This window comes from Pantoea sp. EEL5, assembly GCF_049892805.1.
In the GTDB taxonomy this organism is placed as follows: Bacteria; Pseudomonadota; Gammaproteobacteria; order Enterobacterales; family Enterobacteriaceae; genus Pantoea; species Pantoea ananatis.
The window spans coordinates 922,915-939,966 of record NZ_JBNDNJ010000001.1; the positions used below are offsets into that span (position 1 = coordinate 922,915).

15 protein-coding genes, 3 pseudogenes and 1 riboswitch are annotated in these 17,052 nt (G+C 50.5%); of the genes and pseudogenes, 9 read left to right on the forward strand and 9 right to left on the reverse strand.

The features are described 5' to 3' along the window. Positions 1-60 precede the first annotated feature (60 nt). From ACPXSQ_RS04475 to ACPXSQ_RS04485, 3 genes and pseudogenes are all read left to right on the forward strand, one after another. The gene (locus tag ACPXSQ_RS04475) at positions 61-1,506 is read left to right on the forward strand and encodes a sugar porter family MFS transporter (protein ID WP_426142921.1); all 1,446 of its coding nucleotides are present in this window, start codon (positions 61-63) and stop codon (positions 1,504-1,506) included. An 18-nt stretch (positions 1,507-1,524) separates the two neighbouring features. Next, positions 1,525-2,448: a sugar phosphate isomerase/epimerase family protein gene (locus ACPXSQ_RS04480; protein ID WP_105078571.1), complete on the forward strand. Its 924-nt coding sequence runs from the start codon at positions 1,525-1,527 to the stop codon at positions 2,446-2,448. A 14-nt stretch (positions 2,449-2,462) separates the two neighbouring features. After that, positions 2,463-3,641, forward strand: a pseudogene (locus tag ACPXSQ_RS04485) (Gfo/Idh/MocA family protein). A gap of 615 nt (positions 3,642-4,256) precedes the next feature. On the opposite strand, the gene ACPXSQ_RS04490 reads toward ACPXSQ_RS04485, so the two are convergent. Continuing rightward, positions 4,257-4,553, reverse strand: coding sequence for a hypothetical protein (locus tag ACPXSQ_RS04490; protein ID WP_105078572.1), 297 nt, complete (start codon positions 4,551-4,553; stop codon positions 4,257-4,259). Positions 4,554-4,911: 358 nt separating this feature from the next. On the opposite strand from ACPXSQ_RS04490, the gene ACPXSQ_RS04495 reads away from it, so the two are divergent. Then, entirely contained in the window at positions 4,912-6,876 is a 1,965-nt protein-coding gene (locus ACPXSQ_RS04495) for a methyl-accepting chemotaxis protein (RefSeq protein WP_426142923.1), read from the forward strand. A 173-nt stretch (positions 6,877-7,049) separates the two neighbouring features. Here the strand turns inward: ACPXSQ_RS04495 and ACPXSQ_RS04500 are convergent, their stop codons facing one another. Beyond that, positions 7,050-8,474: an alpha,alpha-trehalose-phosphate synthase (UDP-forming) gene (locus ACPXSQ_RS04500; protein ID WP_194761841.1), complete on the reverse strand. Its 1,425-nt coding sequence runs from the start codon at positions 8,472-8,474 to the stop codon at positions 7,050-7,052. Positions 8,475-8,585: 111 nt separating this feature from the next. Next, the gene (locus ACPXSQ_RS04505; protein WP_426142926.1) at positions 8,586-9,137 is read right to left on the reverse strand and encodes a GNAT family N-acetyltransferase; all 552 of its coding nucleotides are present in this window, start codon (positions 9,135-9,137) and stop codon (positions 8,586-8,588) included. Positions 9,138-9,703: 566 nt separating this feature from the next. Further along, positions 9,704-9,877: riboswitch (M-box (ykoK) riboswitch) on the forward strand. A gap of 73 nt (positions 9,878-9,950) precedes the next feature. On the opposite strand from ACPXSQ_RS04505, the gene ACPXSQ_RS04510 reads away from it, so the two are divergent. After that, positions 9,951-10,970 carry a magnesium transporter gene (locus ACPXSQ_RS04510; protein ID WP_426142928.1) on the forward strand — a complete coding sequence of 340 codons (1,020 nt, stop codon included), beginning with the start codon at positions 9,951-9,953 and terminating at the stop codon, positions 10,968-10,970. A 129-nt stretch (positions 10,971-11,099) separates the two neighbouring features. Further along, positions 11,100-11,489, forward strand: coding sequence for a hypothetical protein (locus ACPXSQ_RS04515; RefSeq protein ID WP_426142930.1), 390 nt, complete (start codon positions 11,100-11,102; stop codon positions 11,487-11,489). 511 nt (positions 11,490-12,000) lie between these two features. Here ACPXSQ_RS04515 and ACPXSQ_RS04520 read toward each other — a convergent pair. From ACPXSQ_RS04520 to ACPXSQ_RS04545, 6 genes and pseudogenes are all read right to left on the reverse strand, one after another. After that, positions 12,001-12,387, reverse strand: coding sequence for a VOC family protein (locus tag ACPXSQ_RS04520; RefSeq protein WP_426142932.1), 387 nt, complete (start codon positions 12,385-12,387; stop codon positions 12,001-12,003). 46 nt (positions 12,388-12,433) lie between these two features. Continuing rightward, positions 12,434-12,685, reverse strand: a complete 252-nt coding sequence (locus ACPXSQ_RS04525; RefSeq protein WP_028722112.1) for a zinc ribbon domain-containing protein — start codon at positions 12,683-12,685, stop codon at positions 12,434-12,436. A gap of 126 nt (positions 12,686-12,811) precedes the next feature. Beyond that, a complete protein-coding gene (locus tag ACPXSQ_RS04530) occupies positions 12,812-13,558 on the reverse strand; it encodes a methyltransferase domain-containing protein (RefSeq protein WP_426142934.1) in 747 nt (248 codons plus the stop codon). Between the two features lie 42 nt (positions 13,559-13,600). Beyond that, the gene (locus ACPXSQ_RS04535) at positions 13,601-14,452 is read right to left on the reverse strand and encodes a class I SAM-dependent methyltransferase (protein ID WP_426142936.1); all 852 of its coding nucleotides are present in this window, start codon (positions 14,450-14,452) and stop codon (positions 13,601-13,603) included. 7 nt (positions 14,453-14,459) lie between these two features. Continuing rightward, positions 14,460-14,717 carry a YjhX family toxin gene (locus ACPXSQ_RS04540; protein ID WP_247102642.1) on the reverse strand — a complete coding sequence of 86 codons (258 nt, stop codon included), beginning with the start codon at positions 14,715-14,717 and terminating at the stop codon, positions 14,460-14,462. Between the two features lie 290 nt (positions 14,718-15,007). Beyond that, a pseudogene (locus ACPXSQ_RS04545) lies at positions 15,008-15,202 on the reverse strand (transposase); the annotation flags it as partial. A 117-nt stretch (positions 15,203-15,319) separates the two neighbouring features. On the opposite strand from ACPXSQ_RS04545, the gene ACPXSQ_RS04550 reads away from it, so the two are divergent. The 3 genes and pseudogenes from ACPXSQ_RS04550 to ACPXSQ_RS04560 all read left to right on the forward strand — a co-directional run bounded on the left by ACPXSQ_RS04550 (position 15,320) and on the right by ACPXSQ_RS04560 (position 17,050). Next, positions 15,320-15,625 (forward strand): hypothetical protein, encoded by a 306-nt coding sequence (locus ACPXSQ_RS04550; RefSeq protein ID WP_426142939.1) that lies wholly within the window; start codon positions 15,320-15,322, stop codon positions 15,623-15,625. Positions 15,626-15,699: 74 nt separating this feature from the next. Next, a pseudogene (locus ACPXSQ_RS04555) lies at positions 15,700-16,161 on the forward strand (IS66 family transposase); the annotation flags it as partial. Positions 16,162-16,483: 322 nt separating this feature from the next. Then, positions 16,484-17,050 (forward strand): methyltransferase family protein, encoded by a 567-nt coding sequence (locus ACPXSQ_RS04560; protein WP_233516663.1) that lies wholly within the window; start codon positions 16,484-16,486, stop codon positions 17,048-17,050. The last annotated feature ends 2 nt before the right edge of the window (positions 17,051-17,052 follow it).

Genomic DNA, 17,052 nt, shown 5'->3' on the forward strand with positions numbered 1-17,052 from the left:
AACAGTCATTATATGACTTCACTCAGTCAAACTGTGTGAATTAAACGCAAAGGTAACCGTATGAGTACGAAAGAGAAGAAATATAATCTCGCCTATGTTATGGCGATCTGCACCGTGGCAGCATTGGGTGGCCTGTTACAAGGGTATGATACTTCCGTTATTTCAGGTGTTATTGAGCCTCTCAACAGACATTTTAGTTTAACGCCATCGCAGACCGGTTGGGCGGTATCAAGTATCGTTATCGGCTGCGTATTAGGCGCATGGCTCGCCGGTAAACTTGCCGATAATTATGGCAGAAAAAAAGCCCTGACTATAACAGTATTCTTTATGCTGGTTTCTGTAGCGGGCATGGCATTAGCCACCGACTTTACGATGTTTATTATCTTCCGTATTCTGGGCGGATTCGGCATTGGACTGGCATCGGTTGTGTCACCTATTTATATGACGGAAGTTGCACCAAGGGATTATCGCGGCCGCGTTGTCGCAATGAATATGGTCTTTTTCGTTGGTGGACAGGTTTTGATGCTGATCGTCAATTATTTGATCGCCAAAGGAGCAGATGAAACCTGGCTGGTGACGGTTGGCTGGCGTTATATGCTTGGATTTGGTGTTATTCCTTGCTTCCTGTATTTAATGTTTATGGCTTTTATTCCGGAGTCTCCTCGCTGGAATATAATGAAAAATCGTGATGCCGAAGCGATGAAAACCTTGACTCGCATCTCCAACCCTACGCATGCCTCGAATTTATTTAATGAAATTAAAGCATCTTTTAATACTGATTCAGTAACGACATCTGTAAAAAATGTACCTTCGATAAAGGGGTTAACACGTAACGCGAAGATGTTCATCATCATTGCGTCAATGATTGCCGTATTCAACCAGTTCACCGGCATCAACGTTATTCAGTACTTTGGGCCAACCTTGTTGATGAATGTCACAAGCAGCATGGAAGAAGCCATGTTTATGGTCACCTGGCTAGCGGCGTTGCAGTTCCTGGGCGTGCTTGTCGGTATTGTCTTCGTTGATCGTGTCGGGCGCCGTATTTTACTGCTGATTGGCTCTTTCGGCACCTTCATCTGTCTCGCGCTTACCTTCCTGACTTTCTATTTTGGTATTAAAGGCTATGCCTCAATCATCGGCCTGTTAGGCTTCATGTTCATCTTTGGCTTAACATGGTCGCAAATCGCCTGGACCGTGGTGGGCGAAATTCTGCCTAACCGGCTTCGCGCAATGGGCATGGGGATCGCTTATGCCTCAATGTGGGTATCCAACTTTATCATTAGCCAGGTTTTCCCGATTATCAATGATAATCCATGGCTGCGTGAAAAATTCCACGGTGGATTCCCGCTGCTGCTGTTCTCAGTATCCTGCCTGATATCCTGGTGGTTCGTAAAACGCTACATTCCGGAAACAAAAGGTGTGGCACTCGAGAAAGTCGAAGAACTCATGAATGCCCGTATCAATAAAAATTCTGTATCCGTCACGACCAGTGATATAAAACATTAATATAGTAAGGACGTAATTATGACTATTCATATTGCTAATGCACCTTGCAGTTGGGGAGTTGATGATCCTAAAAATCCGTTTCTGCCGCCCTGGCAAAAAGTTCTCAGTGAGGCAAATCAGGCGGGTTATAAAAGTATTGAACTCGGACCGTGGACATATTTACCAACGGATCCGGTCAAACTGACGGAAGCCTTAAATAAGGCCTCGCTTTCAATCGTGGCGGGTACAATTTTTGATGATTTAGTCAGTGACAGTAATTTTGATAACATGATTGAGTTGACGCATAATCTGTGTCGAAATCTTTCTAAAATACCCACTGCGGTGAAAGATCACAGCTCTAATTATCCCGCGCCATATTTGGTGATTATTGATTTTGGTAATGAAGAACGCGCTCGTTATGCCGGACATTCAGATAAAGCACCTCGCCTGAATGCTGATGACTGGCAGCGCATGGTCTCGCATATTAAAGAAATAAGTTCTCTGGCCTGGAATGAATACGGTGTTCGTCCGGTAATTCATCCGCATGCGGGGGGATGTATTGAGTTCTCAGATGAAATTATCAAAATTGCTGAGGATATACCGCATTCAGTTGCTGGGTTATGTCTGGATACAGGGCACCTTTATTATTCTGGCATGGACCCTGTAAGCTGGCTTGAGAGTTATTTCGATCGCCTTGATTATATTCATTTCAAAGATGTGAACGAAAGTGTCCATAAAGATGTACTCAAGCGTGGACTGGATTTCTTTGCCGCATGCGCAGAAGGCGTAATGTGCCCCATTGGCAAAGGGGCAATTGATTATCCCGCAATTAAGAAACTCCTTAACGACTTAAATTATCAAGGCTGGATCACGATTGAGCAGGAACGCGATCCACGCCAGGCTGACGGCAGTCTACACGATGTGACCGAAAGTCTTAAGTGGCTAAAATCAGTCGGCTTCTAACCGGAGATAACATTATGATTAACGGACTAAAACCGCTTAACAGATCTGTTCGTTGGGGAATGGTTGGGGGAGGTGGCACAAGCCAGATTGGTTATATTCATCGTTCAGCAGCCTTAAGAGACAACGCATTCACTTTACTGGCAGGCGTATTAGATATTGATGCTGAACGAGGTAAAGCCTTTGGTGTTCAACTCGGTATTGCAGAAGATCGATGCTATCCCGATTATGCAACCCTGTTCCGGGAAGAGGCGAGTCGTGAAGATGGCATTGAAGCTGTCTCAATTGCCACGCCAAACAATACACACTTTGCTATATGCAAAGCTGCACTGGAAGCCGGTTTGCATGTGATTTGCGAAAAGCCGCTCTGTTTTACCGGCGAGGAAGCAAGCATTCTTGCGGCGTTATGCAGAACCCATAAAAAAATCATCGGTGTCACATATGGATATGCAGGGCATCAATTAATTTTGTAGGCGCGGCAGATGATCGAGGAAGGGCTGCTCGGTGATATCCGTATCATTAACATGTCCTTCGCACACGGTTTTCATGCAGAAGCAGTAGAACTGGATAATCCTTCCACCCGCTGGCGCGTGGACCCTAAATATGTCGGGCCAGGTTATGTTCTGGGCGATCTGGCTACCCATCCGCTGTTTTTGGCTGAAACGATGCTGCCTCAATTGAGCATCACACGGTTGCTGTGCTCGCGGCAGAGCTTTGTCAAATCCCGCGCACCGCTGGAAGATAACGCCTATGTGCTGATGGAATATGACAACGGTGCGGTGGGTTCTATGTGGTGCTCAGCGGTGAACTGCGGTTCTATGCATGGTCAGAAAATTCGTGTTGTGGGTTCGAAGGCAAGCCTGGAGTGGTGGGATGAGCAACCTAACCAGCTTCGCTATGAAATCCAAGGGGAGCCTGTTCGGATCCTTGAACGAGGAATGCCTTATCTCAGTTCGCAGGCTCTGGCTGACGATCGCATCGGGGGTGGACACCCGGAAGGATTGTTTGAAGCATGGTCTAATCTTTATCGCCGCTTTGCGATTGCAATGGATGCAACCGATCGTGGCGACGCGAAATTCCTGGAATCATTCTGGTATCCCGATGTGCACGCCGGTCAGATCGGTGTGAACTGGGTAGAGCACTGCGTCAAATCTGCTGATGCGGGCGGTGAATGGATTGATTTCAATATTAAGTAATCATTAACGTACCTGGCCACTGTGGCAAGTGGCCAGGTAATGGGTGAGGGCTTAAAACCACCAGTATTCTTACCCTCTCATAACGCCACTCCCGCTTAGTAATCCCCACCTGTATCAGAGACAACAAGGCCTTAACGGTGATATCTGCCCTCATCAAACAAGCCCGGAAATGAGCTTTCGAGCGTTATAAAACATAAACACGGGATCGGCGCGCCGAACCAACCCGCCGCACCCGATTTACTGTAGAAACAGACACCCAGATTTAGGTCTGTGATCCCTAAGCTCCCGCGCGATGTGGCTCAAATGAAATGACGAACAGACCGTCAGACAACATTTTCCAAAAGGAAGCAACGCATTGGTTCACCGCTTCACCCACAGCACAGATTAAACCCTGTTGTCAGGCAGCTCAGCGAAAGGCCGGGAAATGCGCCAGGCTCTGAATTCCCCGGAGAGCGTTTCGACCAATGTGTTTCATCCGTTGATTGAACTCACAGCCGGAAGTGAACCGCTCAATTGCTTTCTGTCTGAACACCGCAATAAGGGCGACTGAGTTGCGGTGTATAAATTTCACAGGCTAAAAAGGAAACGCCTCAGCTGACTTAGAACGTCGCATGGTCAGAAAAGTGTTTCTTTGATGGTGATTTCGTCCACCCGGAGGATTGAAGACATGTCGAAACCTTTCATATCTGATATGAACGCCTCGCTGCTCATGTATTTCTGATTGATAGCCTGTATATCGGCTCCCTCCTGATAGGTCACTGTTGCAATGACCTGACAGTTTTCTCCCAGATAGACATCATTGACATAAATATCAAAAGCAGGAAGAGAAACCCTGTGTCGGGGCCAGTGTTTGTGAAAATAAATTTCTGCTGACTGGCTGTCTTTGAGTGTATAAATCCTGACCTGTTTCATCTTGTCCATCCTGTTGTGAAGGTGTTCATCAAGGCTGAAAGTCAAAGCATACCCACTTCATTTCTGGGAAATTAACAAAAGACCACTTCTCGCTCTGAGCCGATGTTCATTCTTTTAAACTGGCGCAAACTTTCTCTGTACCTGACGGACATCAAACGCAAACGCTTACCCGCACGCATCGCTAATAATAATCCCGGTAATCGCTGAAGCTATGGCCGCGTGAGTCGATAACGCATGCTCAGCTCATTTTTGGGGCTGAAGAGGGCTCATGCGTGCTGGTCATACCGGCGCAGCGTTTGGCCCTCTTTTTTACAACACCAGTACGTGCATTCCTTTTAATTACAATGGAAATAACAATATGTCTGTCATTAAGACAATGACCAGAAGCTTAACCGGTTCCCGTTTTGCAGGGGCAGCTCAGCCCACCGACGGGATCTTTCACTGTGAAAGCTTACCTGCATCGCTCTCTGCTGCAGGCCTTAGCAAACGTGCTGCGGGTATTTTGCTGACGTTTGTACCGCCAGAGGCAGATTTTCAGAAGGTCAGTCAGGCATGGCAACGTTTAACATCGGCGGATCTGACCGTGATTACGCTCTCCTCGAACGGGGCGCTCAGCGCCAGCGGCAAGCAGACAACTTACTGCAAGGGAGACGGACAAGAGGGCAGCTGGCTCTGGCTGCCTAGCAACCTGATAGCGGAGCATGAAACGCACATTGTCGATCTGCATCTTCACGACGCGCACACGGCGACCGATCGCATCAGCGCCATTCAGCATGAACTGGCCGCACTGAAGCTGCGCATGCCGCTTTCTGCCGATCGCACCTTCGCGATGATTTACTGCGACGGACTGTCCGCATCAGAAGGCTTTCTGATGCAGGCCTGGTATAACACCGGGCGCTTTCCGTGCCTGGCGATTGGTGGCTCCGCAGGAGGACGTGCAACCTTTGACGGCACATGGATGGGTGTCGGCGGTCGTGTGCTGCAGGGCAAGGCCGTTATCGTGTTCTGTAAAATGGCAGCAGGTAAATCCTTCGCACCCTTCAAAAGCCAGAATTTCGAGCCGCTAAATAAAAGCTGGCTGATTGCAGAGGCCGATCCGGTAAAGCGTACGTTGACGTCGGTGTTCAACGCGCAGGGACAGCAGCAGCCATTCACCCAGGCGCTGGCCGAACACCTTGGCTGTAACGAACAGCAGCCCAGCGAGCGGCTTAAAGGTCTGACATTTGCCGTCAAGGTAGGTGAAGCCTTCTTTATTCGTTCCGTGGCGAAAATGGCCAGCCAGAGCGTGCAGTTTTTCTGCGACCTGGAATTTGGCGATCGGCTTTACTTAATGCGTGAAACCGATTTTAAACAGGCCACGCAGCGTGACTGGCAGGCCTTTACCCAACGCCACGGCAAACCGGCAGCGATTCTGATGAACGATTGCATACTGCGTCGCGTGGGGAATGCCGATAAGCTGCACGATGCGCATTTTTTTAAAGGGATCCCGGCCGCCGGCTTCTCCAGTTTTGGTGAGATTCTCGGTGTGCCGATCAACCAGACGCTCTCTGCGCTGGTGTTCTTTAATCACCGTGTCAATGCGATGGCGCAATTCCCGGTGGAATATGCCAGCTATGCGGCTCACTACGCTCAGCGCGCCCTGCGTCGCTGGGAGGCGCTGAACAGGGTGCAGTCCGGCGTGCTGGCGCGCGTGGTGAATTATCAGCAGGAGTTAGCGCCTATCGTCCAGGCACTGCCGGTGCTTGAGGCGGCAACCCAGAGCCAGAGCGAGGCGCTGACGATGGCCGAGAGCAGCATCCGCGCTATCAGCGATATCGCCAAAGAGAGCCAGCAGGCACAGGGCCGCTTAGGCGACGGGTTGGACGATCTGGAGGCGATCTCCAATGGTATCAACGTCATTACGCATGGCATCAGCAATATCGCGTTCCAGACCAATATTCTGGCGCTTAATGCGGCCGTTGAAGCCGCCCGTGCGGGTGAGGCGGGCAGGGGATTTGCGGTTGTCGCCGGAGAAGTGCGTCGTCTGGCGCAATCCTCCAAAGAGCAGGCTGAAGCCACGGCAAGCAATATCAACGATGCGGTCAGCACGATTTCCCGTATTCGCGACGTGGCGACAAACACCGTGCAAACTGCCACGGACATGGCAGAGCGCAGTATCCACGCAGCCGATGCCATCGCGGCGATGAGCGACCGCACCCGCCATGAGCGGGCAGGTATGGCGAAACAGCTGGATAGCCTGCGCACCTTAACGGCGGGAATGGATGCCATGCAGGAAGCGGTGGCCGAGCTGAAAGTGCTGCAAACCCTTTCGGCTTCTCGTTAACGCACGCCTCAGCCGTTATCACAACGCTGCACCAGCGGCTGCGATTCAATAGCTTGATGAAAATGGCTCAGGGCTGAGCCGTTTTCAGGCTATTTCATCGTTGTGTTGCCGCTAAAAGCCCGGTCTGCAAAGCAGAGGCGATGCAGACCTGCCGCTTGCTGAGGACGGGAACGTCAGTATCGGGCCCGACTGCTGTTCAGACGCAAAGAGGGGGCGGTTGCGACAACCGGCCCGGGCATCACGGGCTGATCGCTCAGCATGGACAAAAATGCCTGAGACCAGCGATGACTGTTGTGCAAATGCAATCCCTTCATCAGACGCGCGTGAAGATGACGCCGTTCCCTGACCGGCATCAGCAGTGCGCTATGAATGGCATCGGCCATCGCATCGGGATCGTAAGGATTGACGATTAGCGCACCATCCATCTGCTCTGCTGCGCCTGCAAACTGTGACAGGATCAGCACACCAGGATTATCGGGATCCTGAAGTGCAACATACATCTTCGCCATCAGGCTCATGCCCGCCATCAGTGGGGTCACCAGCGCAACACGGGAAGCGCGATAGATTCCCGCCTGCTCTTCCCGACTGTAAGCATGCGTCAGACAGTTCACCGGATACCAGTTCATCATGCCGTGCACGCCATTAAACTCGCCGCACAGGGTTTCTAAGGTGTGACTGATTTCCGGCGCGCGATGCGCATACCCGGCAGAGGGCGGAGCCAGCTGCAACAGGGTAATATTTTTTTGGTAAACAGCATGTTTGCGCAGCAGCACTTCCACGGCGCTGATTCGGTAAGGCAACCCGGCACTGTCATCAAGATGGCCACCACTCAGTACGGTATTTTCTGGCAAGTTTTCGCGGCACTGCATTTCCATGAAGGCACAGCTATTGCTGTCGCGCAGGCAGCGGGCATCGTCAAGGTCAATCCCCACAGGAAAGACGCCGAGCCGGACAATACGGCCTTGTACCCGAAAGCTGTCGCCAGCGAAACGCTCTGTACGGAATTCACTTTCCAGCCAGACAATAAAGTTGTTCATGTCCTGTACCGTTTGAAAACCGATCACGTCACAGCACAGCAGGGATTCGGTGAGCCAGCGCCAGTCGGGAATGGCCTCAAACATCTTGCCCGATGGGAAAGGCTGATGCAGAAAAAAGCCCACTGGATTGGTCAAACCGGCATCGCGAAGATAGCGGGCGCAACCCAGCAGATGATAATCCTGTATCCAGATTCTGTCCTCGGGCAGGGCGTGCTCACAAATAGCACGCGCATAAGCCTCATTAATATTTTTATATTCCCGATAGCCGTCAGTGGAAAAACGGGCCAGATCCGGGCGTTGGTGGAAAACAGGCCAGAGTCCTTTATGAACGTAATTGTGATAACCCTCATTCGCCTCGCCGGGTGTCAGGGGAAAGGTCAGGGTTTCATAGTGATCTTTCTGCTGAGATGACAGAGGTCTTGCCGTATCCGATGGCAGAACTGCGGTCTGGCCATCCCAGCTCACCCAGAGCCCACCTTGATGGGCGAGAATGCCTTCATAAATCGCAGTAAGCGTAGAACGTTGAGAATGATTATGTGATACCAGGATAAGACCTGACATGGTGTTTTCCTTGTGAGACAGAGGTTCGTCAGTCGCATTGCTTAACGACCAACAGCTGGATAATTGAGGCCGAATGAGAAACTGAAGCAGGCTGCTCATCGTTGTAGTCGCTTAATGTCTAGGTGTGATATCGGAGCCTGCTGGGTAGTCAACGCCGTGATACAGAGGCGGCGCCACGTAAATACCCGGCAGTGCGGGATGACAGATGAAGCCGTTGTGTTGAAGAAACGCCGGTGCGGATTCACTCAGGGCGATAATACGATGGCAGCCGCAGGCACCTGGATGCGACAGACAGCAGCGCAATAGCCAGGATCCCAGACCGATAAAGCGATATTCTGGCGAAATAAACAGATCCTGGATTACCCAGGTTTCGGCCATATCGGTTACGACGCGTGCAAAGCCGATTTGTCGTGCATTGCGGTAGACGCCAAAACAGAGACTGCTGTTCAACGCCAGCGTCAGAAGGCGCGCATCGGGGATCGTCGCCCCCAGCCATTGAGCAATCAGTCGGGGGTTAAGTTTGGCGGGATCGGTGTTGACCTCAATCGCGTCTCTGAACCATTTACGGGGTGACATCAGCCGAAGACGTTGCTGCTCAGCCAGCTCGACTAAGGCGGCATCGCCACTGACAGGCAGAGAAAAGAGCGCATTAACGCATTTCATCAACGACTTCCTTATGCATGGGCCATGAGTACCCGGTGCCGTTGATTAAAACGCCCGGCGTGTAAAAGTGGCGTAAAAAAGAAATGGCGAGGTGTAAAAAGGGTGCAAACGAGAAGCGGTGATACGGGCTGGCTGTACCCATTATCAGGGTGTTAAGGGGCGCGGTCTTAAACATAGCGACTGTGTCTGAACGCTGACTGTGTGCCTGAAATGTCTCCTGAACTTTTTTAGCAAAGATTCATACCTGCAGAATAGAGATTTTCATGCGTTAAATGACGTCACTGATAAATGGCTAAGACATTATCTGGGTAAATTCAGGTACAGGTTCCCGCGTTTTACAAATGATTATTGACGAATATTTATTGGGTTGGGAAATGTAATGGCGCAGGAAGCTTCACTGATTACGCTGAACGATTCAGAAAGGGGGGCATGGTTACCCACCAGGAATATTAATGAAAAGTATTTTTATTTATATTTTTGTAATTCCTTAAACGTAATCTCAATAAGAATGGATTGTTTCTTTTGATATCAGCATTCTCCCTCTATATTAGCCGCGTTTTAAGTACACAGTATCTCGTTTGGCGAGGCTCCTATACAAACACAGGTTACTGATCTGACGACATCGAGAGATGCCCAAGGTTAAGACAGGCTTTATCGGATTAAGGTTCAGCCCAAGGTAACTTCTGATTAATCAATCAGATACGTTGTATAGTGCTAAAACCTGGACGCGGAGATAGCCTACGTTCACTCCCTCTTTGGTTACGCCCCTGTACGATTCGCTGATGACGTTTTAGCCGATATAGGGACACCTCAATGCAAAAAATACAGCATCTTTCTACCGGTTCGCGCCTCAATGTTGACGGCGTAAATGACGCTTCCGTTGCGCAGTATATGAACCCGAATTTTATTACGCTCCCCTACACACTGACGGTAAAAGAAGCAAAGCTTTATTTTCTGTCGCAGTTAAAAACAAATGAGATCCCCTCGTTAGTTTTTATTACCGCGCGCGATTACCATTTACGCGGCACGCTTGCGGTTAAAACTTTATTGCAATGCCATGATGAAGATAAACAGGTTGGTGTGATGATGCGTCATGCTTTCACGAAAGTGACGCCGGATGACAGTCGCGGTGATATTGCCCATATTCTGATGGAGGAGAATATCGATATCCTGCCCGTCGTTGCCAACCATACGTTGGTAGGTGTACTGGGTGAACGTGAGATCGCACGCCTGATTGCGGATGAGAACACCGCAGATGCACAGCGTCAGGGCGCCAGTCTGCCGCTGGATAAACCTTATCTTGAAACCAGTCCGTGGGCGCTCTGGCGAAAAAGAGCCGTCTGGTTGCTGATGCTCTTTGTGGCTGAGGCCTATACAGGCAATGTCCTGAAAGCCTTTGAAGATCAGCTGGAGGCGGCAATTGCGCTCGCCTTTTTTATTCCTCTGTTAATTGGCACCGGCGGCAATAGCGGCACACAGATTACCTCTACCCTGGTGCGGGCCATGGCGTTAGGGGAGGTCAGTCTGGCAAGGCTGGGTGCAGTGCTGCGCAAAGAAATCACCACGTCCCTGCTGATCGCGGCCACTATCGGCCTTGCGGCATGGATACGGGCATGGATGATGGGCGTTGGCGCAGAGGTCACGCTGGTTGTCAGTCTGTCGCTGGTGGCCATTACCGTGTGGAGCGCGATTGTGTCATCCATCATACCGATGTTACTGAAAAAGGCGGGGGTAGATCCGGCGGTGGTTTCAGCGCCCTTTATTGCCACTTTTATTGACGGCACAGGGCTCATCATTTACTTCAAAATCGCGCAGTATGTGATGGGAATTTGATTCGTCCTTTGCCTCATCAAACTGGGCTGACGCGCCATTGGGTGAGTCTGATGGCGCGAAAATGCAGGTGATCATTACTGGCTTGTTACTATATCCGTCTGAAAGACATTAACCCTCGGGAGTACAACGTTGAAAAAACACCTGCAGTATGATTTTCACCACTTAGGGATTCCGGTCAGTGATGGCCTGCAAGACGGCAGTTACAGTCAACGTGCCGGCATGTACACTGCCGATAACCCTGGCCAGTTTCGGGTGCAGTGGCACCGGTTCGAAGCCGATTCACCTTTGCATCATCTTATCCGCACCGTGCCACATGTGGCATTTAAGGTGGCCGATCTTCAGGAGGCCATTCGCGATGAGGAGGTTATACTTGGGCCATATGAGCCGATCGACGGCTTTTTTGTTGCGATGATTAACGATGCTGGCGTGCCGATTGAACTTATCCAGACTGAATTGACGGATGATGAAGTGTGGCGAAAGGCGAGGTCGGGCGAGGGACGTCTCTACCGGGCTGAGTGATGCCAGAGGGTTGTTCGCAACGCGAAGAAACAGTCGTATTCGTTAAGCGTAGTAGGATATCAGCATGGCGAATGCCACTTTTACTCTCTCTTATTGGAGCAACCGTATTGAACTTTACACCTCAAAGAATCCTTTCAGGATTTCTATGAATGCTTACTTATAACTTGCTACGGGCGCTATCGTTTCGGTGTTTGCAGGTCAGCAGTTCGGACTCCGGTTAGGCGGCCATTACCATTGAGAGCGATAAAGGATTTGGCAAACATAATACTGGCTCCAGCCAGACAACATGCAGGCGTAAGCCGTCCCTGAAAGGCAGACAGACGTCGCGCGGTTGAAGGGATTGATGATGTTGAGTGGGAGCTAGCTGTGTAGTTGTCACACTATGAGATGCTGGCCTAAAACAATGAGGCATCTCGGCATTAATCAATTCATCCAACGATCCAGTGAATTCTGCGGAACGGTTTTAGTGTCAGATGGGGGCGCTAAGGCCCCCGGTTTATCGTTTTCAGGATCATGCGGTGTAATAGACAAATGCCAGCTTGTTGCCATCGGGGTCTCTGACATAAGCGCTGTAGAAACCTTCGCCATAATGCGGACGCAGGCCAGGTGCTCCCTCGTCCGTGCCGCCGTGATTTAAAGCAAGCGCGTGAAGCTGTTGGATGTGTTCGGCAGAACGCGCAATTAGGGCGACTATCACACCATTTCCGGTCGTGGCATCCTGTTTATCAAAAGGTCTGCCGATACCCAGTGCCATCGTTTTATTACCGTTGAAGATGCCCCACCATGCGACCTCCTCATTCCTTCCGCCACGGGGATACCCCATCATCTCCATCAGCGGATCGTAAAATGTAATGGCGCGTGGCAGGTCGTTGGTTCCAAGCATAATGTAAGAAAACATTGGCTCTCCTTAACGGATTCAGGGGAGTGAAAAGAACCAGATCAAATCACTCATTCGCTTTATGAGCCCAGGCGGGCATCGCCGTCAGATAACGCTTAGCACGCTTCTGTGCTTCTTCCGGGCCAACTTTTTGCCAGGAATCAAGGAAGCTGGCTAAGCCTGATACCGCTTCTTCCCAAGGTTTGAGATTGCCGTTGCTGTCGCTGCAGTACGCACAATATTGATCGCTGGCACTGTGCGCATCGGGCGCCGACATCGGTATTCCGCAAGCCTGGCAGAACTGTTCATGTTGTGACATATGATGCTCCCTATGGTTATATCCTGATTAATAAACATACTGAATATGTATTGTGCAGGTGATGCATCAGATCAAAGCAAGGGCGAAGCTTCCGGTATCTCCGGTAAGAAATACCGGAACCTGTTGTTACCTGGCGAGAAGTGCGAACACGCCCCAGCCAAAGTATTCTCTCGCGTAGGTCACGTGGCGTTTCGGCGGGATGTTTACCTCAGCTCTGACTTCCTCCGCGAAGTTGTCATCAGCGTTGGCTTCCATCCAGCGACGCATGGTCAGCCATTTCGCGGCCTCATAGCGGTCCCAGCCTTCCTGGTCTGCCAGTACTATTTCCAACACGTCGTAGCCGAGATCGTCGAATTCGCCGACAAGCCCCGGGAGCGTCAGAAAATCAGCCCGTGAGCTGACGCCACAGGCCTGCGCTATCTCGTCCGTTGCCGGAAGCTGACGCCAGTAGGGCTCATCGATGAGCATGGTCCCGAGCGGTTTAAGACTCTGCGCCAGCAGTTTGACCATCCCGGCAAAGCCACCGGCAATCCAGGTCGCGCCGGCGCAGGCTGCCACGTCAAATTTTTCATTGGCGACGTAACCCGCCGCATCATTATGAATAAAATGTACGCGTTTGCTGACGCTGACTTCTTCCGCGCGTCGCTTTGCCTGCGCGGTGAAGAGCGAACTCATGTCGATGCCAGTCCCCGTAATGCCATGATCCCGGGCCCGGGAGCAGAGCATCTCGCCCGAGCCACTGCCGAGATCAAGGATTTTTGACCCCGGTTTCATACACAGCACGCGACCCAGCGTGGCGTACTTCTCTTCGGTGAACGGGTTGTGGATGCGGTGTTCGCTTTCACTGATGGTAAAAATACGTGGGATATCCAATGTGAAATTCCTTTTACTACGTTAAGTATCAAGAGGACATTTCTATGAGGTTTTTGCTTTTTCGGCCAGCAGAGCAAACAGCTTTCCTTCAAATGTCTCGCTGACTGGCCAGTCGTGGCTTTCAGGAGAAGGAAGCAGGGTAAAACCGACGTTACCGAACAGGCTGACATACTCGTCATTGTGCCAGGCCGTCATCTGACTACCGAAACGGGTAGTTTGACCGTTTGCCTCTATGGCCCAGAACTGCGTTGCGCTGGTCTGGGCTTCTTCATCCCAGTCATGTTCCGTCAGCAGCAGATGCGGGACACCCAGAAACAGCCCATCCGGACAGCGTTGCCAGCTTGCTTCAGCCATTCCCTGACGCTTAACTTCGTCGAAAGTATGGACTTCAGTGAGCAGACAGCCACCCGGCTCCAGCCATTGCGCGCAGCGGCTGACGAGCGAGCGCGCATCCACCGCGCTGAAAACATTCAGTTCCCCAAATGTCATCATGATGAAATTGAAAGATTTATCGGGCCAGTATGCGCGGACATCCTGCTGAACATAGTCGATATTCAATCCGGCATTCTGCGCCTGCTGACGGGCCCAGCTCACGGATGCCGGTGAGAAATCCACGCCGGTGCAGTGAAATCCGCGCTCTGCTAAGCGGTGGGTATAAAAGCCAGGACCGCAGCCGAGATCGAGAATACGTGCGCCTGGGGGTAACAGGCTGGCGATCCAATTCACCTGCCGCTCAATGACCTCCTGCCTGCGGCTGGCCCAGTCGTGATCCTGAGACAAATGGTTCGCCAGCATGCGCTGGCTGAAGGCCGGTTCGTCCCAGGGGATTTTACTTTCCTCCGCTGACAGCTGGATGTGTCGGGATGAGGAAATAAGGGTGCTGATATTCATCATGTTCTCCTTAGCGGTTATCAAGCTGTGTGCGAACGTTATTCAGCCCGGTGGTGTTGATGCGGTAGGGCTGATCGTTGACGGACTTGATCATTTTTTTGGTGTTGAGTTTTTTGAAGATGGCAAGGGTACAGTCGGTGAGCAAGAACCCTTCACCGGTGTAGCATTCGACGGCAGTGACGCGGCCAGACGCATCGCGGACGTGCGCAATACGGCCACCTTTGACGAGAACGTGTAAGGTACATTGTTCCTGACGGGATAAATTCATACTGGAAAACCTGTTTAATCATCATGTGCAAAACTTGCAAACACACAGCGGTGTCTGCATTCGATTTCGGCGCATTGATAATCAGTCCGGCCTGAAAAGGTCGGGGAACTAATTATCAGATGATTACATTCTCCAGTATCAAAGCCTCGGTTTGAGTTGAAAGGTATTTACGGGGTGAATAATAACACCTGGTTTTTGTAAGTGAATATCCTGAGCTGAAAAGTGTGAACCAGACAGGAGCCGGTGAGGTCTCTTTTATTGAATAGCCTGACATGACCTGCCCCCAGTATGAGGCGGGCGTTCTCCTCTTCAAGCGACTTAAGCCGCTTTATCTCAGGGACTTCCATGCCGTCGAACTTCTTGCGCCAGGAGTAAAAGGTGGCATCTGAAATGGCATTCTTGCGGCAGAGTTCCTGGGCCGAAACCCCGGCTTCAGCCTCGCGGAGAATACTGATGATCTGTTCGTCGGAAAAACGCTTCTTCATGGGGATGTCCTCATGTGACTGATGAAGACATTACTAACATCGCGGTGTGTTAATCAACGGGGGGCAGGTCACATTTCTGCTGCCCCTTTATTTCAGTACGATGCTGAACAGCAATTTTTGAACCAACAACAACGCCAGAAAGCCCAGGAGCAGCAGCTCACCCCTGTTGTGCCGGATGTGCGTCTTTCTCCCGATCTCCCCCCCGCTTCAGCAACAACGGACTTCCCGGCTGAAAAGCCCTGCTTTACTATTTCGCAGGTTGTTCTGAGTGGCGCAGACGCACTTCACTTCTCCACGGAGCTGGTCACCGTTTCGGTCATCAACAAACTGCTGTACCAGTGGAAGGGGACGATGACCCCTGCTGATTTCTCAGAATTAACACAGCGACGTCTGCTCCTGTTCTGCCCATTTTCCCCTGTCTGACAGGTGCGGGCCACCGGAAAAATCCGCTGAGCGACCTTGCAGGATTTTCCGGTTTATGGGGATATACCAGAGACCTGTACGCTATAGAGGCGGAGATAAGGGGAATACCGACGGAGCAGCGCCTTGCCGAACGTCAGTTGAAAACTAAACCGCTGCTGAAATCCCTAGAAAGCTGGCTACTTGAAAAGATGAAAACCCTGGCGCGACACTCAGAACTGGCGAAAGCGTTCGCATACGCCCTGAACCAGTGGCCGGCACTGACGTACTATGCAGATGATGGCTGGGCTGAGGCGGACAATAACATCGCTGAAAATGCGCTGCGGATGGTCAGTCTGGGAAGAAAGAACTGGCTGTTCTTCGGCTCAGACCATGGAGGAGAGCGAGGAGCGTTGCTGTACAGTCTGATAGGGACGTGCAAACTGAACGATGTGGATCCAGAAAGCTACCTGCGCCATGTCCTTGACGTCATAGCTGACTGGCCGGTCAATCGGGTGAGTGAACTGCTCCCCTGGCGCGTAACACTGCCAACAGAATAACACATCCCCGTCAATATGGTTCTCGCTGGACGCTTACCTTTTGTCTGAAGAATATATACTTAATTAATGACAACATTGATGGGTCTGATTAGCCAGAGGTATGACCACTTACATGATTCTCTATGGAAAGTGTGACCTCCATCACATAATGTGATTATTTTAAGAATAATTAATATTATTAGTGCTACGCACTTGTTAAAAAAATTCGCAGGTGTTAATGTTTCAATATATTTTACATTTCATCACAGCTTGACATCTTTTTACGCCTTTCAGGGGTTTTATTATTAATTAAGCAGGATGCTTATTTCGCGAGGTAAAAATTTTGTTTAGCTATTTATTTATTGCTGTTGGGCTTTCCTGGGTTATTTGTGAGTCGATTATCGCTTCGGTAAAACGAGCCAATAGGAAATCATCCGATATCTCGGATCGTAATTCTGAGATGATATTAAATTTCTTCACCTACTCATCTCTTATTTTTGGATTCGCCGTAGCACAGTCAAAATATTTACGCTTTGCGAAGCAGGGAGATATTATCACTTGGGCTGGTCTGGTGATTGTATTAATAGGGATCGCTATTCGTTTGCATGCAATATATCGTCTAAAGAAATTCTTTACGGTTAATATCGCTATCCTCAACGATCACGAGTTAATGACCACCGGCATCTATCGCTTTATTCGTCATCCTGCTTATCTGGGGGTGATTATTGCTTTTGCTGGAATGGGGCTGGCATTAGGTAACCTGTTGTCATGTCTCATTATGGTGACGCCAGTACTGCTTGTTTTTCTGTGGCGTATTCGCCTTGAAGAGCAGATGCTAAGTCACGCATTTCCGCATGAATACCCGGCCTATCAAAAAAAAAGCTGGCGGTTGATCCCCTTCCTTATATAGAC

Bases quoted from the DNA above. Each gene is read 5' to 3' on its own strand.
- ACPXSQ_RS04475 (WP_426142921.1), top strand. From the start codon at position 61: ATGAGTACGAAAGAGAAGAAATATAATCTCGCCTATGTTATGGCGATC.
- ACPXSQ_RS04480 (WP_105078571.1), top strand. From the start codon at position 1,525: ATGACTATTCATATTGCTAATGCACCTTGCAGTTGGGGAGTTGATGAT.
- ACPXSQ_RS04490 (WP_105078572.1), bottom strand. From the start codon at position 4,553: ATGAAACAGGTCAGGATTTATACACTCAAAGACAGCCAGTCAGCAGAA.
- ACPXSQ_RS04495 (WP_426142923.1), top strand. From the start codon at position 4,912: ATGTCTGTCATTAAGACAATGACCAGAAGCTTAACCGGTTCCCGTTTT.
- ACPXSQ_RS04500 (WP_194761841.1), bottom strand. From the start codon at position 8,474: ATGTCAGGTCTTATCCTGGTATCACATAATCATTCTCAACGTTCTACG.
- ACPXSQ_RS04505 (WP_426142926.1), bottom strand. From the start codon at position 9,137: ATGAAATGCGTTAATGCGCTCTTTTCTCTGCCTGTCAGTGGCGATGCC.
- ACPXSQ_RS04510 (WP_426142928.1), top strand. From the start codon at position 9,951: ATGCAAAAAATACAGCATCTTTCTACCGGTTCGCGCCTCAATGTTGAC.
- ACPXSQ_RS04520 (WP_426142932.1), bottom strand. From the start codon at position 12,387: ATGTTTTCTTACATTATGCTTGGAACCAACGACCTGCCACGCGCCATT.
- ACPXSQ_RS04525 (WP_028722112.1), bottom strand. From the start codon at position 12,685: ATGTCACAACATGAACAGTTCTGCCAGGCTTGCGGAATACCGATGTCG.
- ACPXSQ_RS04535 (WP_426142936.1), bottom strand. From the start codon at position 14,452: ATGATGAATATCAGCACCCTTATTTCCTCATCCCGACACATCCAGCTG.
- ACPXSQ_RS04540 (WP_247102642.1), bottom strand. From the start codon at position 14,717: ATGAATTTATCCCGTCAGGAACAATGTACCTTACACGTTCTCGTCAAA.